This is a genomic window from Armatimonadota bacterium (genome assembly GCA_013314775.1).
In the GTDB taxonomy this organism is placed as follows: domain Bacteria; phylum Armatimonadota; class Zipacnadia; order Zipacnadales; family JABUFB01; genus JABUFB01.
In genome coordinates this window covers 676,551-695,001 of the sequence record JABUFB010000008.1, presented here as the reverse complement: position 1 = coordinate 695,001, position 18,451 = coordinate 676,551, and the positions used below count along the sequence as shown (strand labels likewise).

16 protein-coding genes are annotated in these 18,451 nt (G+C 63.4%); 10 read left to right on the top strand and 6 right to left on the bottom strand.

All coding sequences use genetic code 11. The features are described 5' to 3' along the window. Positions 1 to 33 precede the first annotated feature (33 nt). Positions 34 to 681: an SGNH/GDSL hydrolase family protein gene (locus tag HPY44_09885; protein ID NSW56315.1), complete on the top strand. Its 648-nt coding sequence runs from the start codon at positions 34 to 36 to the stop codon at positions 679 to 681. Positions 682 to 920: 239 nt separating this feature from the next. Beyond that, positions 921 to 1,913: a zinc-binding dehydrogenase gene (locus tag HPY44_09880; protein NSW56314.1), complete on the top strand. Its 993-nt coding sequence runs from the start codon at positions 921 to 923 to the stop codon at positions 1,911 to 1,913. Positions 1,914 to 1,991: 78 nt separating this feature from the next. Here the strand turns inward: HPY44_09880 and recO are convergent, their stop codons facing one another. The 4 genes from recO to HPY44_09860 form a co-directional block, all read right to left on the bottom strand. After that, positions 1,992 to 2,756: a DNA repair protein RecO gene (recO, locus tag HPY44_09875; protein ID NSW56313.1), complete on the bottom strand. Its 765-nt coding sequence runs from the start codon at positions 2,754 to 2,756 to the stop codon at positions 1,992 to 1,994. Between the two features lie 134 nt (positions 2,757 to 2,890). Then, positions 2,891 to 3,349 (bottom strand): PEP-CTERM sorting domain-containing protein, encoded by a 459-nt coding sequence (locus tag HPY44_09870; protein ID NSW56312.1) that lies wholly within the window; start codon positions 3,347 to 3,349, stop codon positions 2,891 to 2,893. A gap of 761 nt (positions 3,350 to 4,110) precedes the next feature. Continuing rightward, positions 4,111 to 4,635: an ISAs1 family transposase gene (locus HPY44_09865; protein NSW56311.1), complete on the bottom strand. Its 525-nt coding sequence runs from the start codon at positions 4,633 to 4,635 to the stop codon at positions 4,111 to 4,113. Next, positions 4,601 to 5,212: an ISAs1 family transposase gene (locus tag HPY44_09860; protein NSW56310.1), complete on the bottom strand. Its 612-nt coding sequence runs from the start codon at positions 5,210 to 5,212 to the stop codon at positions 4,601 to 4,603. Before HPY44_09860 ends, HPY44_09865 begins: the two co-directional genes overlap by 35 nt. A gap of 166 nt (positions 5,213 to 5,378) precedes the next feature. Here HPY44_09860 and HPY44_09855 point away from each other — a divergent pair, with 166 nt between their 5' ends. From HPY44_09855 to HPY44_09835, 5 genes are all read left to right on the top strand, one after another. Further along, positions 5,379 to 5,690 carry a winged helix-turn-helix transcriptional regulator gene (locus HPY44_09855; protein ID NSW56309.1) on the top strand — a complete coding sequence of 104 codons (312 nt, stop codon included), beginning with the start codon at positions 5,379 to 5,381 and terminating at the stop codon, positions 5,688 to 5,690. A 1-nt stretch (position 5,691) separates the two neighbouring features. After that, entirely contained in the window at positions 5,692 to 5,883 is a 192-nt protein-coding gene (locus tag HPY44_09850; protein ID NSW56308.1) for a zinc ribbon domain-containing protein, read from the top strand. A 125-nt stretch (positions 5,884 to 6,008) separates the two neighbouring features. Next, a complete protein-coding gene (locus tag HPY44_09845; GenBank protein ID NSW56307.1) occupies positions 6,009 to 7,001 on the top strand; it encodes an exo-alpha-sialidase in 993 nt (330 codons plus the stop codon). 57 nt (positions 7,002 to 7,058) lie between these two features. After that, complete coding sequence (locus tag HPY44_09840) at positions 7,059 to 7,832, top strand: hypothetical protein (protein NSW56306.1); 774 nt, start codon at positions 7,059 to 7,061, stop codon at positions 7,830 to 7,832. 23 nt (positions 7,833 to 7,855) lie between these two features. Next, entirely contained in the window at positions 7,856 to 8,590 is a 735-nt protein-coding gene (locus HPY44_09835) for a creatininase family protein (protein ID NSW56305.1), read from the top strand. 55 nt (positions 8,591 to 8,645) lie between these two features. Here the strand turns inward: HPY44_09835 and HPY44_09830 are convergent, their stop codons facing one another. Further along, positions 8,646 to 10,799, bottom strand: coding sequence for a tetratricopeptide repeat protein (locus HPY44_09830; protein ID NSW56304.1), 2,154 nt, complete (start codon positions 10,797 to 10,799; stop codon positions 8,646 to 8,648). A 284-nt stretch (positions 10,800 to 11,083) separates the two neighbouring features. On the opposite strand from HPY44_09830, the gene HPY44_09825 reads away from it, so the two are divergent. Both HPY44_09825 and HPY44_09820 read left to right on the top strand, forming a co-directional pair. Further along, complete coding sequence (locus HPY44_09825) at positions 11,084 to 12,115, top strand: PEP-CTERM sorting domain-containing protein (protein NSW56303.1); 1,032 nt, start codon at positions 11,084 to 11,086, stop codon at positions 12,113 to 12,115. Positions 12,116 to 12,274: 159 nt separating this feature from the next. Then, the gene (locus HPY44_09820; GenBank protein NSW56302.1) at positions 12,275 to 14,833 is read left to right on the top strand and encodes a carbohydrate binding domain-containing protein; all 2,559 of its coding nucleotides are present in this window, start codon (positions 12,275 to 12,277) and stop codon (positions 14,831 to 14,833) included. On the opposite strand, the gene HPY44_09815 is transcribed toward HPY44_09820, so the two are convergent. After that, the gene (locus HPY44_09815; GenBank protein NSW56301.1) at positions 14,830 to 15,666 is read right to left on the bottom strand and encodes a carbon-nitrogen hydrolase family protein; all 837 of its coding nucleotides are present in this window, start codon (positions 15,664 to 15,666) and stop codon (positions 14,830 to 14,832) included. The genes HPY44_09820 and HPY44_09815 overlap by 4 nt on opposite strands. 134 nt (positions 15,667 to 15,800) lie before the next feature. Between HPY44_09815 and HPY44_09810 the strand changes: the two genes are divergently transcribed. Further along, a complete protein-coding gene (locus tag HPY44_09810; protein ID NSW56300.1) occupies positions 15,801 to 18,422 on the top strand; it encodes an alpha-L-fucosidase in 2,622 nt (873 codons plus the stop codon). The last annotated feature ends 29 nt before the right edge of the window (positions 18,423 to 18,451 follow it).

The following is an 18,451-nucleotide window of genomic DNA, read 5'->3' as shown; positions in this document are numbered from 1 at the left end:
TCGTTCCAGACGGTTCAATCATGGAGGCCGGTCATGAGCGATTTTCGCGTAAAGGACGGGGACCTTTTCATCTTCCAGGGCGACAGCATCACCGATTGCGGTCGTCGCGGAGCTGCCGCACCCTTTGGCTCGGGCTATGCGTCAATGTTCATCGAGATGGTGACCGCGAAGTACCCCGAGCGAAACATCCGCTACATCAACCGAGGGATCGGCGGCGACAAGACCGTGGGCCTGCGTGACCGGTGGGAGGATGATGTCGTCCGACACCAGCCCAACTGGGTCTCCATTTTGATCGGCATCAATGATCTGCACTCTTATCTGCTCAATTCCCAACCCTACGTCCCCGTGGACGTCTACCGGCAGGCATATAACGACATCCTGAGCATGACCCGAGAGAAGACGGATGCGAACATCGTGCTACTGGATCCCTTCTACATCAGCATCGCCGGATCCGGCCAAAGCTTCCGTACGAAGGTGCTGGAGACCCTCCCGGAGTACATCGCGGTTGTGCGCGAGATGGCTGCGAAGTATGAAACGCTGCATGTCCCGATGCACGACATCTATCAGGAGCAACTGAAGTACCGGGACGCCGAGACTTTCTGTCCCGAGCCGGTTCATCCGAACCATACAGGGCATATCGTGATGGCGAATGCGCTCCTCGAAGCGCTGACGGTGGGGTAGAGGGTCGCTGCCCCGATCACGGCCATTCTATGGGCCCGCATAGGCCGGCGCTTCGGTGCTCAGCGCCGAGCCTGTCCGGCCCGCCCATTGTCGTCGCATTGGGGACTGGCATCCGAACTCGAGCCGTGTTCGATTTCGGTGCCTGCACCCAATGGTCCTTGGTCTCTCGAACCGGTCACCATCCCCCGGTTCGTCCCTGCAGCCTGAGCCCACACCTCACCTCGTCCGGAGGTCTTCCCATGAAGACCGTGGTCCTTGGCGATCAGAAAGCTTGGCTCGAGGACGCGCCCGACCCGACCCCCGAAGGCGAATGGATCGTGGTCAAGGTCAACGTGTCACCGATCTGCGGAAGCGATATGCACGCCTACCGCGCGCCGGGCGAACACCGGGGACAGGGCCACGAGGGAGTAGGGGAGGTGGCGGCGGTCAGTGCGGCTTCCCGCCGCAAGGTTGGCGAGCGTGTGCTGATCAACCCTGTTTCCGGGTGCGGTGACTGCCGGTCATGCCGGTCGGGCAACTACATCCACTGCATCCAGAAACCCGAGGGGTCTGGCGGGCATTTCGCCCAGTATGTGCGCAAGCAGGACTGGCTCTGCCCGGTTCTTCCGGACGACGTGCCGGATGACCTCGCGAGCCTCATGGGTTGCGGATTGAGCCCCGCCTATCAGGCGCTCACGCGTATGAAGGTCAGCGCCTTCCATACCGTGCTCATCACTGGCCTGGGGCCGGTTGGCCTCGGGGCGACGGCCTTGGCGTCCTTCCTGGGCGCGCGGGTGATTGTCGCCGACCTCGAGCCCTGGCGTCGCGCTCGGGCACTGGAACTGGGCGCCGAGGTCGCCCTCGACCCCTCACGCCCGGACATGCTGGAAGCGCTGCGCGAACTCACTCGCGGCGAAGGCGTGGACCGGGCCGTGGATGCGTCAGGGAGCCCTGTTGCGGAGCGCTTGTGCATCGACGCATTGGGCATACTCGGCAGGGCGGCGTTCATCGGGGAGAATCAGGGGAACATTGAGTTCAGCCCCAGCCGTGACGGCATCCGCCGGGGCATTGAGATCATCACCGCCTGGCACCAGAATCTGTCGGCGATAGACGACTTGATCACTTTTTTGCGGCGATTTCCGGATGCGCGGAAGCTGATCAGCCACACCTTTGGATTCAGCCGAGTAGACGAAGCCTTCGCGACGATGGCGTCAGGGAAGAGCGCGAAGGTTCTCCTCCGCCCGTGGGACTGAGGGCGCGGTCGAACCGGGTACAGCCATCGGTTTCGGGCTCTCCGTCTCTGCCGCGCTCTGTTCACCATCAACTACTCACTATTCCCCATCCACTGCCATCCTCCCCGCTCGCGCCATCTTTTCCATGAACTGCTCGCTTCGCAGTTCCACACCCACATGGTAGCGGATGTGCCTGCGCAGAAGCTGCCGAATTTGCTCTTTCATGCCCGGATTCAGGCGCAGGCGGTCCACCCTTTCCGGTGGCAACTGCAGCAGCGACCTGAGCGCCGCCCGCACCTGGGGCAAGATCGGCAGCCCCTGCGGGCCATTGCACGCGTCGCAGACGATGCCGCCCACCTGGTCCACATAGCGCCAGGTTCGGGGCTCACAAGCGCCGCACAGGCCACATTCGTCCAGTCTGGGGCCGATCCCGTGCAGGCACAGGTACCGCAAAGCGAAAGCCCATGTGACCAGTTCCGGCTGCTCGGACACGGTTAGAGCGGAGAGGGTGTGCACCAGGGCGTCGAAGAGCTCGGGGTCTGGATGGCCCGGCTCAGTGGTGCGTGCCACGAGTTCGGCGGCATACGAGGCGAGAGACAGACGCTGCAGGTCTTGGCGCAGTTCGTAGAAAGACTCCACTACTTCGCACTGGGTGAGGCGGTCCATGTTGCGGCCCTCGGCGAAGTACAGGCGCGACAGAACCAGCGGCTCCACCGCCGGGGCCAGCTTGCTCCCGGGCTTGCCCACGCCGCTCACGGTCGCCTCAACCTTCCCGCGCTCGCGGGTGTAGAACGAGGCCAGCCGCTGGGTGCCTTTGTACTTGTGGACCAGCAGAGTAACGCCGGTTGCGGGGTACGTGCCCATTGTGAACCACCTGAATGGTGCTAACAGGCTGCACCGTTCCCCGGGTTCCCCGCCTTGGGTCCGGAAAAAGGCGGACCCCGGCCATCGCCGGGGTCCACACGGAAGCCATCTGTCCGGAGCACATTGGGAAAGCGTTAGGCCGCCTTACGCCTGCGCCATGCTGCGAAGCCCGCGAGGCCCAGGCCGAACAAGGCGGCAGTGCCAGGCTCTGGAACGTCCTGTGTTGGCGCCGGATCGAGCTTCAGCACGGTCACTCCCTCGTGCTGCCTTCCGGCGTATTGCATGCCCCACTCCATATAGTGTGGGGAATAGTCCCAGGTGTCATAGAGGATGACCTTGTCGGCGTCTGTGTCGTCGTACCCGATCCCCAGCATGGTGTGGCCTGTTACGTGGATCAAGACTGGACGCCCCGCGTCGATCTCGGCCATGTAGTCTGCGTAACTGAAACCGTAGGTAAGGTCCATTGCGTCAATATACTGGTTGTAGCTCTGATAATTACCATTTTCGTAGGCAACGCTGTATCCACGGGACTCCGCAAACAGCCTCAGACCGTGGCTCAAACCGGTGTCAGGCTGTCCATAGTCTTCGCCCATGAGCGCTCCAATCTGCACGTCGTAAGTTGGGGAGCCGTCCGTGAAGAACCACAGGGTCGTCGCGCCGTCAGTATTCGTGTCACGGGTTCCGTCTGTACTCGGGAATGAGCTGTAGTCCCATTTCCATTGGTTCGTACCGAGGAAATCCGCGGTGCAGGTACTCCAGGTGTGCTCCGTCCAGCCGTTGGCTTCCCAGGGGTCCGGGCCGGCACTGTCGTATGCGATCCAATAGTCGTCAATGTGGTCCTGAGTGGCGATCAGATCGCGTTCAGTGGCTGTGTCGATAGCGCCCACGATATCGCCACTGAACATATCCGGGTAACCATGGCTATCATAGTACCCGAACAACATTCCTGCGGAGGTCGCAGTGCAGCCGTACCACCACATGGAGGCGGGCACGCCTGACAGAGTCTTTGCCGACATCAACTGCTCGGGAGTGAGGCTCGCCGAACTGTGGGAAACCAACTCCGGAGGCGGGCTGTCGATGATCATCGGCTGGATGCTCACGGCCATCGCCTTCGACGATACGAGCAGAAACAGCATCGCTGCGGACCACTTCTTCTTCATCCGTGCCCTCCAGGGAATGAGAAGCGGCGATTCTGCGTCTGAGCTCTTCCCGATGGCACGAAAGTATATGCAAAGCTGCACGTTACACCAAAGGATGCAGTGTGAACCTTCATTCAATTCTTTGCGAACATGTAGACATGCTAGTCGCATACATCAGGAGTCGCCGTTGTCAGGGGCCAGGGTCATTGCATTGTCTATGGACAAGCGGCAGCAAGTGCCAATGCGCGATTTGGATGTGCAGCGTACGTACGTAGAGCCGCCGCGATGTTGCTCGCCCCGGCGCAGCGCAGCACGCCGATCACAAAGTTGCGCAGGGCTGACATCACCTGGGGTGCCGCACCGCTGCGCACCTGACAGCGGTCTTCGTCGAAGGTCACATCCCGCACCCAGTGTAGCCGGTTCTCGATCCCCCAGTGTCCCCGCGACAACTCCAGCAAGCGGCCCGGATCGGCCTGCTCGGGCGGCAGGCTGGTGATGAGATAGTGGGTCTCTTGCGTCGTCTCGCCGCGCTCGGTACGCCAACTGGTCAGTTGCGCAACCTGAGCCAGGTGAGGCCACTGTGCCCATTCGTTGAGCATCGTCGACGCCACCAATTCCCGAACTTCTACTCGCCCGCCATGCTTACTCACGCAGCGCACCGGCGCCGATGTCTCCACGCCCGAAGAAAACAACACCGCAATCCCCTCATACAGCGTCGGTTGGTTCGCCTTCACTCGCAACAGGTAGTGCCCCTTTTTTCACCACTTGCCCACACAGGCTCCTTTGCGCCAATAGCGCGTCTCCGGTCACGACGTGCCCCTGCAGGTCCAAACGCGCCAGTACGGCCTTGACCGCCGCCAACTCCTGTCCCTTGCCGGACGCCGCCTCCTGGGTCAGCACGATCCCGCTGCAATGGCTGAACGCCGCCACCAGATGCACTCCGGGCACCTGATCCCCATGAATGCCACGAAGCGTCTTGCCGTCGAGGGCAATCGCTTCGCCCTCCTTCAAGCCCCGCGCGCACAGCCACTCGCCCAGCACCTGCTCAAACGCTCCCACGTCCAGATTACGGAAGATGCGATGCAGCGTCGCCGAGTCCGGGGTCGTCAGCCGCTGGATCCCCAATGCCTCGCACACCAGTTCGCGATGATCCCGACCCCACTGCGCAATCGCGTACAGGCTGCGCGCGCCACACGCCATCGCGCATACGGCCAACGCCAAGACCGACGCCAGGCTGTACCGTCGCCCTCGGCGGAACCGAGGGTCGGGTACTCTCTCCAAAGCCTCCAGCAGACTCTCCCGCTGCGTTGCTTTCATGTATGCTGCCTCCTTTGCTGCGGGTGTTGCTGTATCCTACCTCCTATCCCACCAAAAGAAAAGACAATGCAATGACCCTGGTCAGAGGCTAGCATGGATTGACGCGAGTGTTTCCGTGGTATAGACTAATCGAAATATAACAATATCCTGAAGGGAGATAGAGTCCATGCCTGAGCCCACCGCGGCAGACCGCGAATTGGCCGACGCTTTCAAAGCTTTGGGACACCCCGTCAGGGTCGCACTCCTGCACAGGCTGCTCAACGGCGAGCCCTGCGTCTCTGACCTCCACGAATGTCTTGGACAGAGCCAGCCAAGCATATCTCAGCACCTCGGAGTGCTTCGCGACCGGGGTCTGATCGTTCCCCAGCGCAGGGGCAACCGCACCTGCTATCAAGCGTCGGACGATCGTCTGCGAGACCTGCTCAACCTTGCCCGTGATATTCTCGCCAATCCGACCGCAGCGAAGGGAAGTGAATAGTATGCCGATCTACGAATACCGCTGCCGAAAGTGCGGGAGTCACTTCGAACTCCTGACCGACTTTCAACGCCGTCACGACCCGGCTGACTGTCCAGTCTGTGGCGCGAATGATGCGCAGCGCCAAATGTCCGTATGCGCGAAAGGCTCCACGCGCACCGGTTCTTCCTGCTCTATCTCCAGCGGCCCAGGGTGACGGCGTTGATCGGCCACGGACGTGGCCGTTATCCGGGCGCGACACCGACACACACCTGAAGGAATCTCCTCTCCCGGCTGGAATAGGCTCGCTGCGGCCAGCCGTGACGCGGCCGGGAGATGGACATGGCAGAGCTCATTGACGTCCGTCGTATCTACTCCGATGGCTTCCACAACGCCTTCACCGACCTTCTCGAGTGGGGCGGGCATTACTACCTGACCTTCCGCCAGTCCGACAATCACGGCCTGCAGCCGCCCGGACACGTGCTTGTCATGCGCTCCGAGGACCTTGATTCCTGGGAGGTGTGCGGGCGCATCAGCACCGGCGGCGATGACCGCGACCCAAAGCTCGTCGACGCGGGCGACCGCATTGGGCTGGTCATGGGTACCTGGTACCCGCGCTGGCAGGAAGGCAGCATCCCCAATACCCCCCATGACCTGGTGTCGCAGGTTACTGTCTCCCGCGATGGGACCTGCTGGCCCGTTCCACGGCAGTGCTATTCACCCAACTATTGGCTCTGGCGCGTGCTTCCTGCTGAAGGCCGGTTCCTGTGTGCCGCATATCACTTCCCGCGACGCGAAGACCGGCTGATGCGCTCGGTACACCTGCTGGTCAGCGATGATTTCATAGACTGGCGCCTCCACTGCTTCATGCGCGAGGGTTACGGGTCCGGCGAGCCCGTGCTGTACCAGCCGGAACCCGGTGTCCTTCACTGCGTCCTTCGGGCAACCGAGCCGGACAATCATTCGTGGCTGGGACGCAGCAGGGCGCCGTACACCGAATGGGAATGGGCTGATCTGGGCGCGATGATCCATGCGCCGGTGGTTCTCAAGGTGGCTGACCGCTGGATCTGCGCCGGGCGCTCTCAGTCCAGGGACCTGCCGCCGGGAACTGTGGAGCCGGATTCGGGACACCATACATCGGTCTGGGACATTACCGAGGGCCGGGCCGAATACCTTCTCACCGTCCCGAGCGCGGGGGACTGCTCTTACTGTGGCCTGGCATTCGCGCCCGACGGCACCGTGGCGATGAGCTACTACTCGCAGCACGAATGGATGCCCCTGCCGCCGGGCCAGCCAACACCGGCTGACATATTCCTGGCGAAGTTCCGGCTGTAAGCCGTTTCGGAGATGACCTCCCGCCACGCATCCCAATAACCGATGGAGTTGATAGCCATGCCCCAACTTCCGCCCAGCCTGAATGAACTCATGACCCGGGGACCCGTGATCGGCCCGATCAACCTCATCCCCTCACAGCCCATTGTGGAGCAACTCTGCGCCGTGCCCTTCGACTTCATCTGGGTGGACATGGAACACGGGCCCCATTCCGTGCAGGACCTGGGTTCGGCCGTGAGTGTCTGCCTGGGCCACGGCATCAACCCCATTGTGCGGGTGCCGTGTGTGCAGGACTGGGCCGCGAAATGGGTGCTGGATCAGGGCGTGCGCGGCGTCATCTTCCCCTTTGTGAACACCGTGGAGGAGGCGAAGCAGGCTGTTTCAGCCTGCAAGTACCCGCCTGCGGGGCACCGCGGGTACTTCCCGGACATGGCTGCCCGTCGCTGGGGCCTGGACAACTTCGCCTACGTGAAGAAAGCCAACGAGGACATCTGCGTCATCCTGCAGATTGAGCACGATGACGCGGTACGCCGGGCGTCGCAGATCGCGGCGGCGGAAGGCTGGGACCTGCTGTTCATCGGCCCGATGGACCTGTCCAGCAGCTATGGGAAGCTGGGCCAGATCGATGACCCGCAGGTGGACCGCGCCATAGACACCGTGCTCCGCGTGGCCAAGTTCGCCGGAAAGCGCGCGGGGATTCTCGCGGTTACCCCCGAGGACATCAAGCGCCGCATCGATCAGGGCTTCGACCTCATCGGCGTCCTGCCCGACATCGGCATCATCGGCAAGGCGATCCGCGACTACTGGGGGAGCATCGAGAAGGCGCTGCGCTGAACCGGCGCGACTGGAGACAAGGCATGGTCACCGTCGAGAACACGTGGAAAGAGATCCGTGATTCCGGGGTGGACACGGCAATCGTCGCCTTCGGAGCCATCGAACAGCATGGGCACCATCTGCCGCTGTGCGTGGACTGGATGGTGGCTGATGCCGTGGCCCGGCGCCTGGGTGAAGAACTCAACGCCTACGTGCTCCCGGCCATGCCCTTCGGGTGCTCCCGGGAGCACATGGCTTTCCCGGGGACCATCACCCTCCGGCCTTCCACGCTGGCGGCTGTGCTGGAAGACCTGGTGGAGTCCCTGTATCACCACGGTTTCCGCAAGATCGTGCTGTTTTCGTCCCACGGTGGGAACTGGGTGCTGAAGCCTGCGATGCGCGAGATCAGTTTCCGCCATGATGATTTGTCGCTGATCTGGGCGGGCGGGCCCAACCCTGAGCGCGGCGACCCGGTGCCCGAAGAGACTCACGCAGGCAAAGGCGAGACGTCCCTGCTCCTCGCCCTGCGTCCCGAACTGGTGCATATGGAGCTTGCGGTGGATTCGCCGGGCATCGTGGGGCAGGAGTTCAACGACTATGTGGGGTACGAGAAGACCACGAAGACCGGAGCCTGGGGCATCCCGACGCAGGCCACCGCAGAAGGTGGGGAAGAGGCGCTTCAGCAACGGGTCAAGTCCCAGGCGGAGTACATCCGCTGGGCCTTCCGCCGGCTGGACGAACTCCGTGAGCAGCGGAGCATTGTCGATGCCGATGGATGACCTGCTCGAGGCATCCGTGCGGATAATGCGTCATGGCGGACCGCCTGCGCGCGGCTCAATCCCCCAGCGCCTCAAGCCGCTTCGCCGCAAGCTTCCCGGCGGTGGTTTCGCCGGCTGCGTCAACCAATCGCGTGTAGGCGGCCCGGGCGTCCTCGGGACGGCCGGTCATCTCCAGTGCAGTCCCCAACAGGTACACCACGTCCGGCGTTGCCGGAGCCTGTGACAGGACCTTCGCCGCCTCCTGCCATCTCCCCTGTCTCGCCAGTGCACGACCAAGGGCGACGTAGCAGCCCGGCAGCGCAGGCGCCATGGCAAGCGCCTTCCGGGCCAGCTTCTCGGCCTCTGCGGCACGGCTCTTGTCCTTTACCAGGACGTCGGACTGCAGAAGCAGAGGTTGGACGTTGCTCGGGTCCAGCTTCGCTGCCTTGCGCGCTGCATCCAGGGCCTGCGCGTTCTTGTCCTGCAGCGCGTAGGCTATCGACAGATTGTGCCAGCCGCGGGCGCTGTCGGGAAACGCCGCCACTGCCTGAAGCAGGACCTCCTCGGCTTCGGAAGGCCTGCGCTGGTTGATCAGCACCGAGCCCAGGTTGCTCAGGGCATCGAAGAACGTGGGCTCGAGCTCGGCGGCGGCACGGTACGCTGTTTCGGCGGCCGCGAGGTGGCCTTGCCTCTCGCTCAACAGGCCGAGATGGAAAAGCGGGTCGGGGTCTTCGGGAGACAGCGCGATGGATCGTTTCAGGCTCTCAATGGCGCCTGCCAAGTCTCCGCGCCGGGACAACGCCAAGCCCTGGAGATAGTAGTCGCGGGCTCCCGTGTCCGACTGCCGAGCCCCGGACAGGTCGGCATGGCAAAGAGCCGCCGCGAAGGCCGTCACACCAATCGCGAGGATCGCCGGCCGGTGTCCGAGGCGGATCTGCTGGACCCCGTCTAACCAGAGCCACTCGACCCCCACTGCTGCGAGAATCATCAGGAACGGAACCGCGGGCAACCTGAATCGCGCGCAGACGAAGAAAGGCAGGAGCACCAGCAGCAGCACGGATGCGAACACGATCAGCGGCGCCAGTGCGTTTTGCTTCCTCCCGACGATGACGCCCAGCACCGCAAGCGGAAAAAGCAATCCGAAAGCAAGCCTTGCCGGCAGGAGCACCACGGAGAAACGCCGGGCGAAATCATAGCCCACATTGTTGCGGATCTCCCACCAGGTGAACAGTGCCGTGAGTTTTCGCCAATAGAGGCCCGCGATCTCCCCCGCGGACATGGCGCGCAACTCCTGCCAGCCCCGTGCCGTCCAGTAACGCGACGCTTCCCCCGGCTTGAGCGCACCCGCATTGTGGGCCTCCTGCTGGTACCGCTCCCACTTCGCACCTTCAGGGATCGCGCTGTAGCCGTCAGCGCCCAGATGATTGCCAGTGAAGAAGTTGATACCCCCGTTGGCAGATACCGGAACGATCTCTCCGCCGACCAACCAATTGCGGGCGGTCACGGGGATAACGAACAGGGCGCAGCCAGCGAGGAATACCAGTGTCGCCTGCCAACCTTGAGACTGCCCGGCGCGGTACCGCATCCACCAGAGCCACGCGGCTGCCGCGAGCCCTGCCGGAAGCAGGGTAGGCCGCGCGATGGTCGCCAAAGACAGAACGGCACCTGCAAGGAACCAATAGCGGGTCAGCCCGACCTCGGCGGCTTTCAGCATTGCGAGCATGAAAAGCACGCAGAGAAGCACTTCGAGCCCGGTGGAGAGAAGCTGGCCTTCTTCGTGGATCAGCGGACCATAGAACGCGGCCATTGCCCCCGCTATCGCGCCCACTCGGTCTCCCGCGACGCGGATTCCCAGAAGCGCGATGAGGCCGCAGGTGGCCGCGCCTGCCAGCAATTGGAGCGCACGCACCAACGGGTAATCCACGCCAACCACCTTGTAAGCCGCGGCGAGGAGATACGGGTACAGGGGGGGCTTGTAGTAGGCCTGACCGTCGAGCAGAGCTGGGGAGGCTGGGGTGGCGAGACCGTTGAGTTGTCTCGCCCAGACATCATGCAGGCTGGCGTCCACCACCGGCGCCCGCAGGAAGGGGTCGCGGTGAAAGGTGACAGTGAAATGAACGGTGCGGACCAGGAGTGCCAGGGCGAACACCCCCACGATCCACCACCAGTGCGCCCGATCCCTGACTAATCTGTCCGCCGGGGCTGGTTGCTCCTGGACGACTCCGATCACGTCCACGCTCCCTGAACCGTCTGCCGTGTGTTCCGGTCTCGGTATGACGCCCATTGTAGTGGCTTGCTGCGCCCCCGGCAACGGGCAGTGGAGCGATGTGTGTCTAAATATGTCATGAAAACCATCAGACTATTCAGAAAAGTGTGCGTGTGATGCGAATGACAATTTATAGAAGGAAAAAACATAAACATATCATTATTCCATAGGAAACATCAGATTGACTTCAAGATATCAGATAGCTATCCTTCTGTGCAGTAGGGCGACAATCTCGGGAGCTCCCCAGAATGCACACAACCGGGCTGAGGTTCACACTCTTCATCGCGGCTGTCCTGATTCTCCCTCACGTTGCCGACGCCACATCGCTGGACCCAGTTCTGACAGTGATCGCCAGTCCCCCACCCGAACTCATGCCCGGGCTGGATTCCGTGTCGGCTGCAAGTCCCGAAGTGCTCATGAGCGCGAAGACCCTCACGGGTGTGCCTGCCGCGATGTGGTACTACGGCTGCACAGCAACATCGGCAGGGATGCTCTTCGGCTACTACGACAATACCGGCTATTCAAACATGCTTTCGGGGGAGATCACTGGCCGGATCGACACGGCTGCGGAGCTGTCGCTCATCGCCACACAGGATCATGTCACCGACTACTGGAAGGCGTATGACAGTGTGGGACCCGATCCCTGGGTTTCAGGCGGAGTTGAGCACAGCTGGTCAGGGTGCACCGCCGATTTTCTGGGCACCAACCAGTGGAAGTGGGACTACAACGGGGGCGGGATTGACTTCAATCGCGACGGGTCCACGGTCTACTGGTCGCTGGACACCGGGCAGCCCCTGTATGACTATATCCCCCCAGCTTCATTCGGCCTTCCCCAGACTGAAGCCGGGCACGGCCTCAGGCTTTTTGCCGAATCGCGCGGCTACAGCGTGGCATATCGCGACGGCAAGTACCAGGTGTACAACCAGCGCATTGACACGCTGTACCCGGGCACGGGCTTCACTTTCGCGCAATACATGGCCGAGATCGATGCGGGGCGTCCCGTTCTCATACATGTCACAAATCACACCATGCTCGGGTACGGTTACAATCGGGATACGAATCAGGTGATCCTGTATGACACCTGGAACTACGACAGCCACGCCATGACCTGGGGAGGGACCTACGCCGGGCTCCAGCACCGCGCAGTGACCGTATTGGAGCTCGATCCCGCTCCTGAGAGCCAAGCCGATGTTCCCGAACCCGGAACCATGGCGCTGTTTGGCGGCGGCCTTACCGCACTGGCCATGGTCCTGCGCCGCCGGCGGCAGACACTGGGCTGAGGCTTCGTCCGACGGTCCTGATCCGTGATCAGTCCCTCCCGCCTCTGCAAAGGGCGGGAGGTTTCGTCTGCGCCGACCGATCCGGAGGGCACGCCGGCAGGTGCGTTGGGAGCCAGAGTGGAAAGAAGCACCATCTTTCCCGACTCCATGGAGGCTTCCATGCGCTTACAGACCAACTGGCTGTGGCTCCCGGTTGTTCTTTGCCTTCCTTCCATCCTCGCTGCGCAGGGGAACGAGATGCCGGAACTTGCCGCGAACCCGGGAATGGAGCTGGGCGCCGCGGGAAGGCCCCCCGACGGCTGGCAGATGAATTCGTACGGTGAACTGGCCGCCTCGCTGAATTGGGACAACCGCCTGGCGCGCTCGGGTCAGGCGTCCCTCAGGCTTGCCTGCCCGGCCTTTCGCGGCGGGGCTGCTCAGGCCTTCCTGCCAATTGCTTCGGTGCGCAAAGGACAAACTTACACCCTCCGCGCCTGGATGCGACAGGAGGGGCTCGCGGGGCCTGTCCGTTTGATGATCCGCGACATTGCCCCCCCTTACCATTCGTACCTCGGCACCACAGCACTGGTGACATCTGACTGGACGCCGGTGTGGGTAACCGCTGAATCCGACGCTGACGGGGTTTCGGTCGGCATCTTCGTCAACTTTCAGAGCGCCGGCACACTCTGGATCGATGATATCTCGCTGATGACGGGCCGGCACACCCTCGCTGCCGGTGCCGTGCGGCCGCCTGTGGTGAAGGGCAACCTGGTCCAAAACAGCAGCTTCGAGACGGGCATGCAGGGCTGGACCATGCCGGAAATGGTAGCGATCGAGCCCGGTGGTGTGGACGGCGGACACTGCGCGCACTGGCTGAACAAGAGCCCATACATGCTGGAAGGCCGGCCAGTGGCGCTGAAACCCAATCAGCAGTACACGTTCTCGGCGTACCTCAAGGCGCCCCAGGAAGGTACCCGTGTGTCTCTGAGCGTGCGCGAAGTGGGTGGCCCGGACGCTCACGGGAAAGAGTTCTCCCTGACGCCGGACTGGACCCGTCATCAGTTCAGTTTTACCGCCACTCCGAAGCAGAACGCCCGGTACTACCTGAGCCTTGCGCGCACAACCGGGGGCGATTTTCACGCAGATCGGGTGCAGCTGGAGGAGGGCGAACTCACTGACTGGTCTCCAGCAGCGCCGGCGGAGGCCGGATTCGACCTGCCAAGGGGGCTCCGCTTTCCGTATGTTGGCGAGAAGATGGAGTTCGCTGTGCAGGTTGCGGCTGACGAGGCCGGGACTATCGCGCCGCTGGAACTGACGGCGTCGGACATCGCCGGCAAGCCGCTTCAAGAGCTCAGCCTGCCTGTCACAGGAAAGCGCTTGCCGGTCACCCTGGCCTTCGAGCAGCCTGGATTCGTGAGCCTCGCGATCCGCGACGGTGCCGGGCGCCTGTTGGACGAGGCCCAACTGTGCGTGCTCCAGCGCCCAAATGGGGCGCCAGACCCTTTCTTCGGCTCCCACGGGTCCGTCGGCGCGATGGGGGAGCACCACGCGCCCTCGGTCCTCGCGAAAGGAGGCGCGGGTGCGTGGCGGCTGCACGATATGGGCAGCTATGCCCAGTGGTTCCTGGCCGAGCCCGAGAAGGGCAGGTTCCAGTGGTTCGACGAGGAGGTGAACGCCCTGCGGGACAGGGGTCTGCGGATACTGGGGGTCTTCAGTCGCACCGCTCCCTGGGCAGGGAGAGACCCGGGTGGCGAACCTGTGGACAGGACCGCCTGGCCGCCCCGGGACTGGGACGAGTTTGGGGAGTACGTCTTCCGCGTGGTAGATCACTACAAAGACCGCATCAGGCACTGGGAAGCCTGGAACGAGCCCTGGGGGCGGGGTTTTTGGGCCGGGACGCCCGAGGAATACGGCAAGCTGCTGCAGGTGGTCTATACCCAGGCCAAACGCGCGGACCCGGACTGCGTCATTATCGGTGGCTGCTTCTGGCCGCCGAAGCCTGAGTTCACTGACCGCGTCCTGGCCACGGGCGCCGTGAACTACATGGACGCGGTGTCTTACCACCACTACGTGGAGCCCGACGCCATTTCAATGGGACAGGTGAAAAGCTGGTACCGGCATATTCGCGACAAGATGAATGCCGCGGGCGGCGCGCACCTGCCGATCTGGATGACAGAAGGCGGCACGCATTGCCCTTCATACTATGCCTGGATGGACCGGCGCGATCAGGCACGGGCGGCCACGGAGACCGTTGCCAAGCATATCATCGAGACAAAGAGCCTGGGCGCCGAGGCGTTCTATTACTACCACGCCTGGCAGGAGATCGGCAGCCCCCGCATGTTCCACTGGCTGCTGCACAACCACTGGGTGCAGCTTGAGTATGATGGCTCGCCCAAACCGATCTACGCATCATACGCGGCGGCGGCGCACATGCTTTCGGGGGCCGCGCCGGCGGGTTCGGTGGAGCTTGATCGCTGGCGCGTCCACGCCTTCCAGCGTGGACAGGATGCGGTACTGGCGCTCTGGGCCCGCGGGGCATTGCTGACGCCGGCGGAACTGAGACTGTCGCTGCCGGGGGATGTGAGGGCTTTCGATATGATGGGCGCGGATGTCGCGCTGACGCGGGAGGGAGACGCGCTCACGCTGGAGGTCTGGACGCACCCGCTGTACCTGGTCGTTCCCGGTCAGGATGCGGCGAATGTGCTCGAAAAGGTCCGGAGCGCGGTAGAGGCGGGTTAGGTCCCCTCGCCCTCTCCCTCCACCAGTTCCCGCACCTGGCCCCAGAAGGCCGCGGCGGATCGCGCGGACTTGTTCGGGGCGCTGTAATACTGGCGTTCCAGGTCAATCTCTGCCCAGATCATGGCCTCCGCATGCAGGTTCGCGGCGGCCATGATCTGCCCGTTGGGGTCGAGGATGTAGCTGTCACCGTAGCCGACGCCCTCGTATCCCAGACTCTCCTGGTGCCCGTCCTCTACATTGTTGCCGCGCACGAAAAATACACCGTTTTCCACCGCCCGGGCGATGTGGTCGTGGCGGACGTGGATGTAATGATCGATCAGCCGCTCCTTGCCGATGTAATTGTAGTGGGGGGCGAAGATGACCCGCGCCCCCTTCATCACCAGCACCCGGGTGGGTTCAGGATAACCGCCGTCAGCACAGATGATAACCCCGAACTTCAGGCCCCTGCGCTCAAAGACGGGTGTTGCCCGACCGGGCACGAAGTAAGACATGACCGGGAAAGCCTTGGAATAGGTCCCCAGCAGTTGCCCGCGTTCCACAACCACCACGGTGTTGTAGAGATCGTCTCCGCGGGTCTCATTGAAGCCCACCATGTAGGTGGAGGGGAAGCTTGCCGTCTGCTTCAGGAGTTCACGCATCTGCGGCGCGTCCAGAGACCATGCGTTGCGACGGCAGTCCTCCTCGCGGGTGAAGTACCCGCCCAGGAAGGTCTCGGGGAAGGAGATGATCTCGATGCCCCGCTCTTCAGCCATCTCCAGACCCTTGAGCACGGTTGCAAGATTTGCGTCGAAGTCTCCGGGGCGGCAGATGCACTGGTAGTGGCCGATGATCATGGGGAGCCTCCGTGTGGCAAGACGCGATGCCTGGGATGTCACAAGGTTTCGAGCAGCGCTCGCAGGAGACCTGCAAGGTGCGGGGGAATAGGTTCGTTCGAACCGGCTCCAGTCTATTTCGGGAGGTCACTTCCGTGCCCACCCTGCCATCTCTGCTTGCCTGCGCCCTGATACTGCTATTGTTCGCCGCTACGGCTTCCGCCGACCGCAATGATTGGTATCGCAATTCCCTGGTGAACATCCACTTCGACAACCACTCCGCGCTTCTTGCTCAGGGCCAGGATGTGGACGAGATCACCAAGATGCTGCGGACCGTCCCGGTGACTATGATCCAGGTCTCGGCCCAGAGCAACCGCGAGGCCACGTATCCCACCGAAGTGGGCCTGAACAACCCGGCGGCAAACGGTTACGACGTGCTGGGGACCTTCAGGACCGTGGCTGACCGCCTTGGTCTGAAGCTGTGCATTTACATGTCCGTGGACCGCCGCCCGCTGGACATCGCGCAGCACCCGGAGTGGTCGCAGATCGGCGCGGACGGCAAGCCTTCGCTCAACGCCGAACCCATCGTGTGCCAGCGCCCGACCGTCGAGAAGGACGGCTACCTGTACGAGCGGTTCATCCCCCAGATCCAGGAGATCATCCGCAAGTACGACCCCGACGGCTTCTGGTTCGACGGCGACTACATTCTCACACGCCCGTGCTGGTGCGAACGATGCATCCGGGAATGGAAGCGCGAGACAGGGCTGGAAGTCCCTCGCGAGCAGTCGTCCCCGGACTGGCAGAAGTGGACTGCCTGGCATTACCGGCGCTATCAGGAGTACCGGCGGCTGGTGGCCGAGGCGATCCACGAGGCCAGCCCGAAGGCGATGTACACCAGCAACTGGTCGTGGGCCTGGGAGCCCGATCCGGTGCCCGAGTTCGCCGACACCCTCAGCGGGGATGCCTGGAACGTCGGGCAGGTGGCCCGCACCTGCCTGCGCTGGGGCGGGCAGTCCCGGACGCCCTGGGACATCATGAGCTACCAGAACCCGGACGCCCGCGCGTTCTCGGGGGAGTACTCGCTTCAGAGCACTTTCCAGGAGGGCGCGCTGACTCTCGCCCACGGGGGCAACTGGTTCGCCTGGACCTTCGGCGGCGGCCCGATCACCGCCCACGCCGTCGCGGTGACACGGCAGATGGCGGATTTCGCCCGAGAACGCACGGATGTCGCCGGGCCATCGCATTCGCTAGCTCATATCGCGGTGCTGGACAGCGAGACCACGTGGGCGGGGAACCTGTCCCGGACCGAGACCCCGGTGAATGTCGCCCGGAGCCTTCAGGAACACCGGTGGTTCGTGGACCTTGTGAATGAGGTGACGCTGCGCACGAACGGGGTGCCCTACCGGGTAGTCGTGATCCCCTGCGGCAGGGCACTCGCGACTGAGACGCTGGCGCATCTGAATGCCTTCGCCGAATCCGGCGGAATCGTCCTGGTTGCGGGCGATGGGCTTGCGGCACATGAGGCACAGGGGCTGCGGTTCCTGGGACTTCAGTCGCGTGGGGAACTCGAGCGCAATCCGTGCGCAGTGGAAATCGGCGATCGGGTATTCTACGGCGCTTCGAGCGCTGCGGTTGAGCTTGGTGGCGCCGCGACTCTTGCTGCCTTTGAGGACGGGCGGCCCTGCCTGGTGTCTCGAGACGTGGGCGCGGGCAAGGTGGCATACCTCGCAGTGGGCGACCTGGGGTACCCGGATGACGGCCTGCTGGCGTCCGCGCTGGGTCTCCTGGGGGTGGGACCCTCGTACGAGGTCCAGGGCGCCGGGAACGCCGCGGTCCTGTGCACTTTGCGGCGCAAGGGCGACCGGCAGGTCCTGCATGTGTGTGATCTGAGCGCACGGGTGCGCGGGATGCTCAGAGACATCGATACCCGGGAGTACACCGACTGGAACCCCTCCCTGCGCAATGTGCGGGTGCGGGTGAAGGTCGCGGATGCTCCTGGCTCGGTGCGGGGCGTTCCGGCACTTACAGGGGCGAAGGCATCTCACGAGAACGGCATCCTGACTGTCACGCTGGGCGCTCTGCAGACCCATGCTGCGGCCGTTCTCGACCTGCCCCCGGACAGCCGGGTCGACCTGTTGCCGCCGGGGCCCGTTACAAGCGCCAGCCCGTTCCACCCCGAGAATGAGCGCGGGGGCGTGATCTTCAGCGACGACTTCGAGGCACTGCAGCCCGGCGCTTCTCCGCCCCGGCCCTGGGTGCCGGAAGTGCGCGGCGATACGAAGCTGGATGTCACCGCCGAGACTTCCGCCGGAGGGACCCGCTGTCTGCGTTTCGTGGACACCGAGGACTCCAGCTTCTGGCCCTTCCTGCACCGATCCGTGGCGCCTTTCCGCAAAGGCCGCGCGCGGCTGACGTATGACCTGCGGGTGGATGCGGGGGCGACCTGCCTGATGGAGGTGCGTTACGAGGGTAAAGGACCGGGGCCGCAGGTGTTCGTATACGGGGACGGGCGGGTGACGGTGGGCGGGAAGGAACTCACGCGCCTGGAGCCCGGGCAGTGGGCCCGGTACACGGTGGACTTCGAACTGGGCACGCGGGGCCCCGCGTATTCGCTGACTATCGCCCCGCAGGGGCAGGAGGCACGGACTTTCGCCGATCTACGCAACGCGACGGACTGGTTCTACGTCTGCGACAGCGTATACTTCGTGGGCTCCGGCCAGACGGCCGGCACATTCTACCTGGACAACGTGACTTTCGAGCGTTTCGCGCCGGGGTAACTCGGACGGAGCACCACAGACTGCACAGG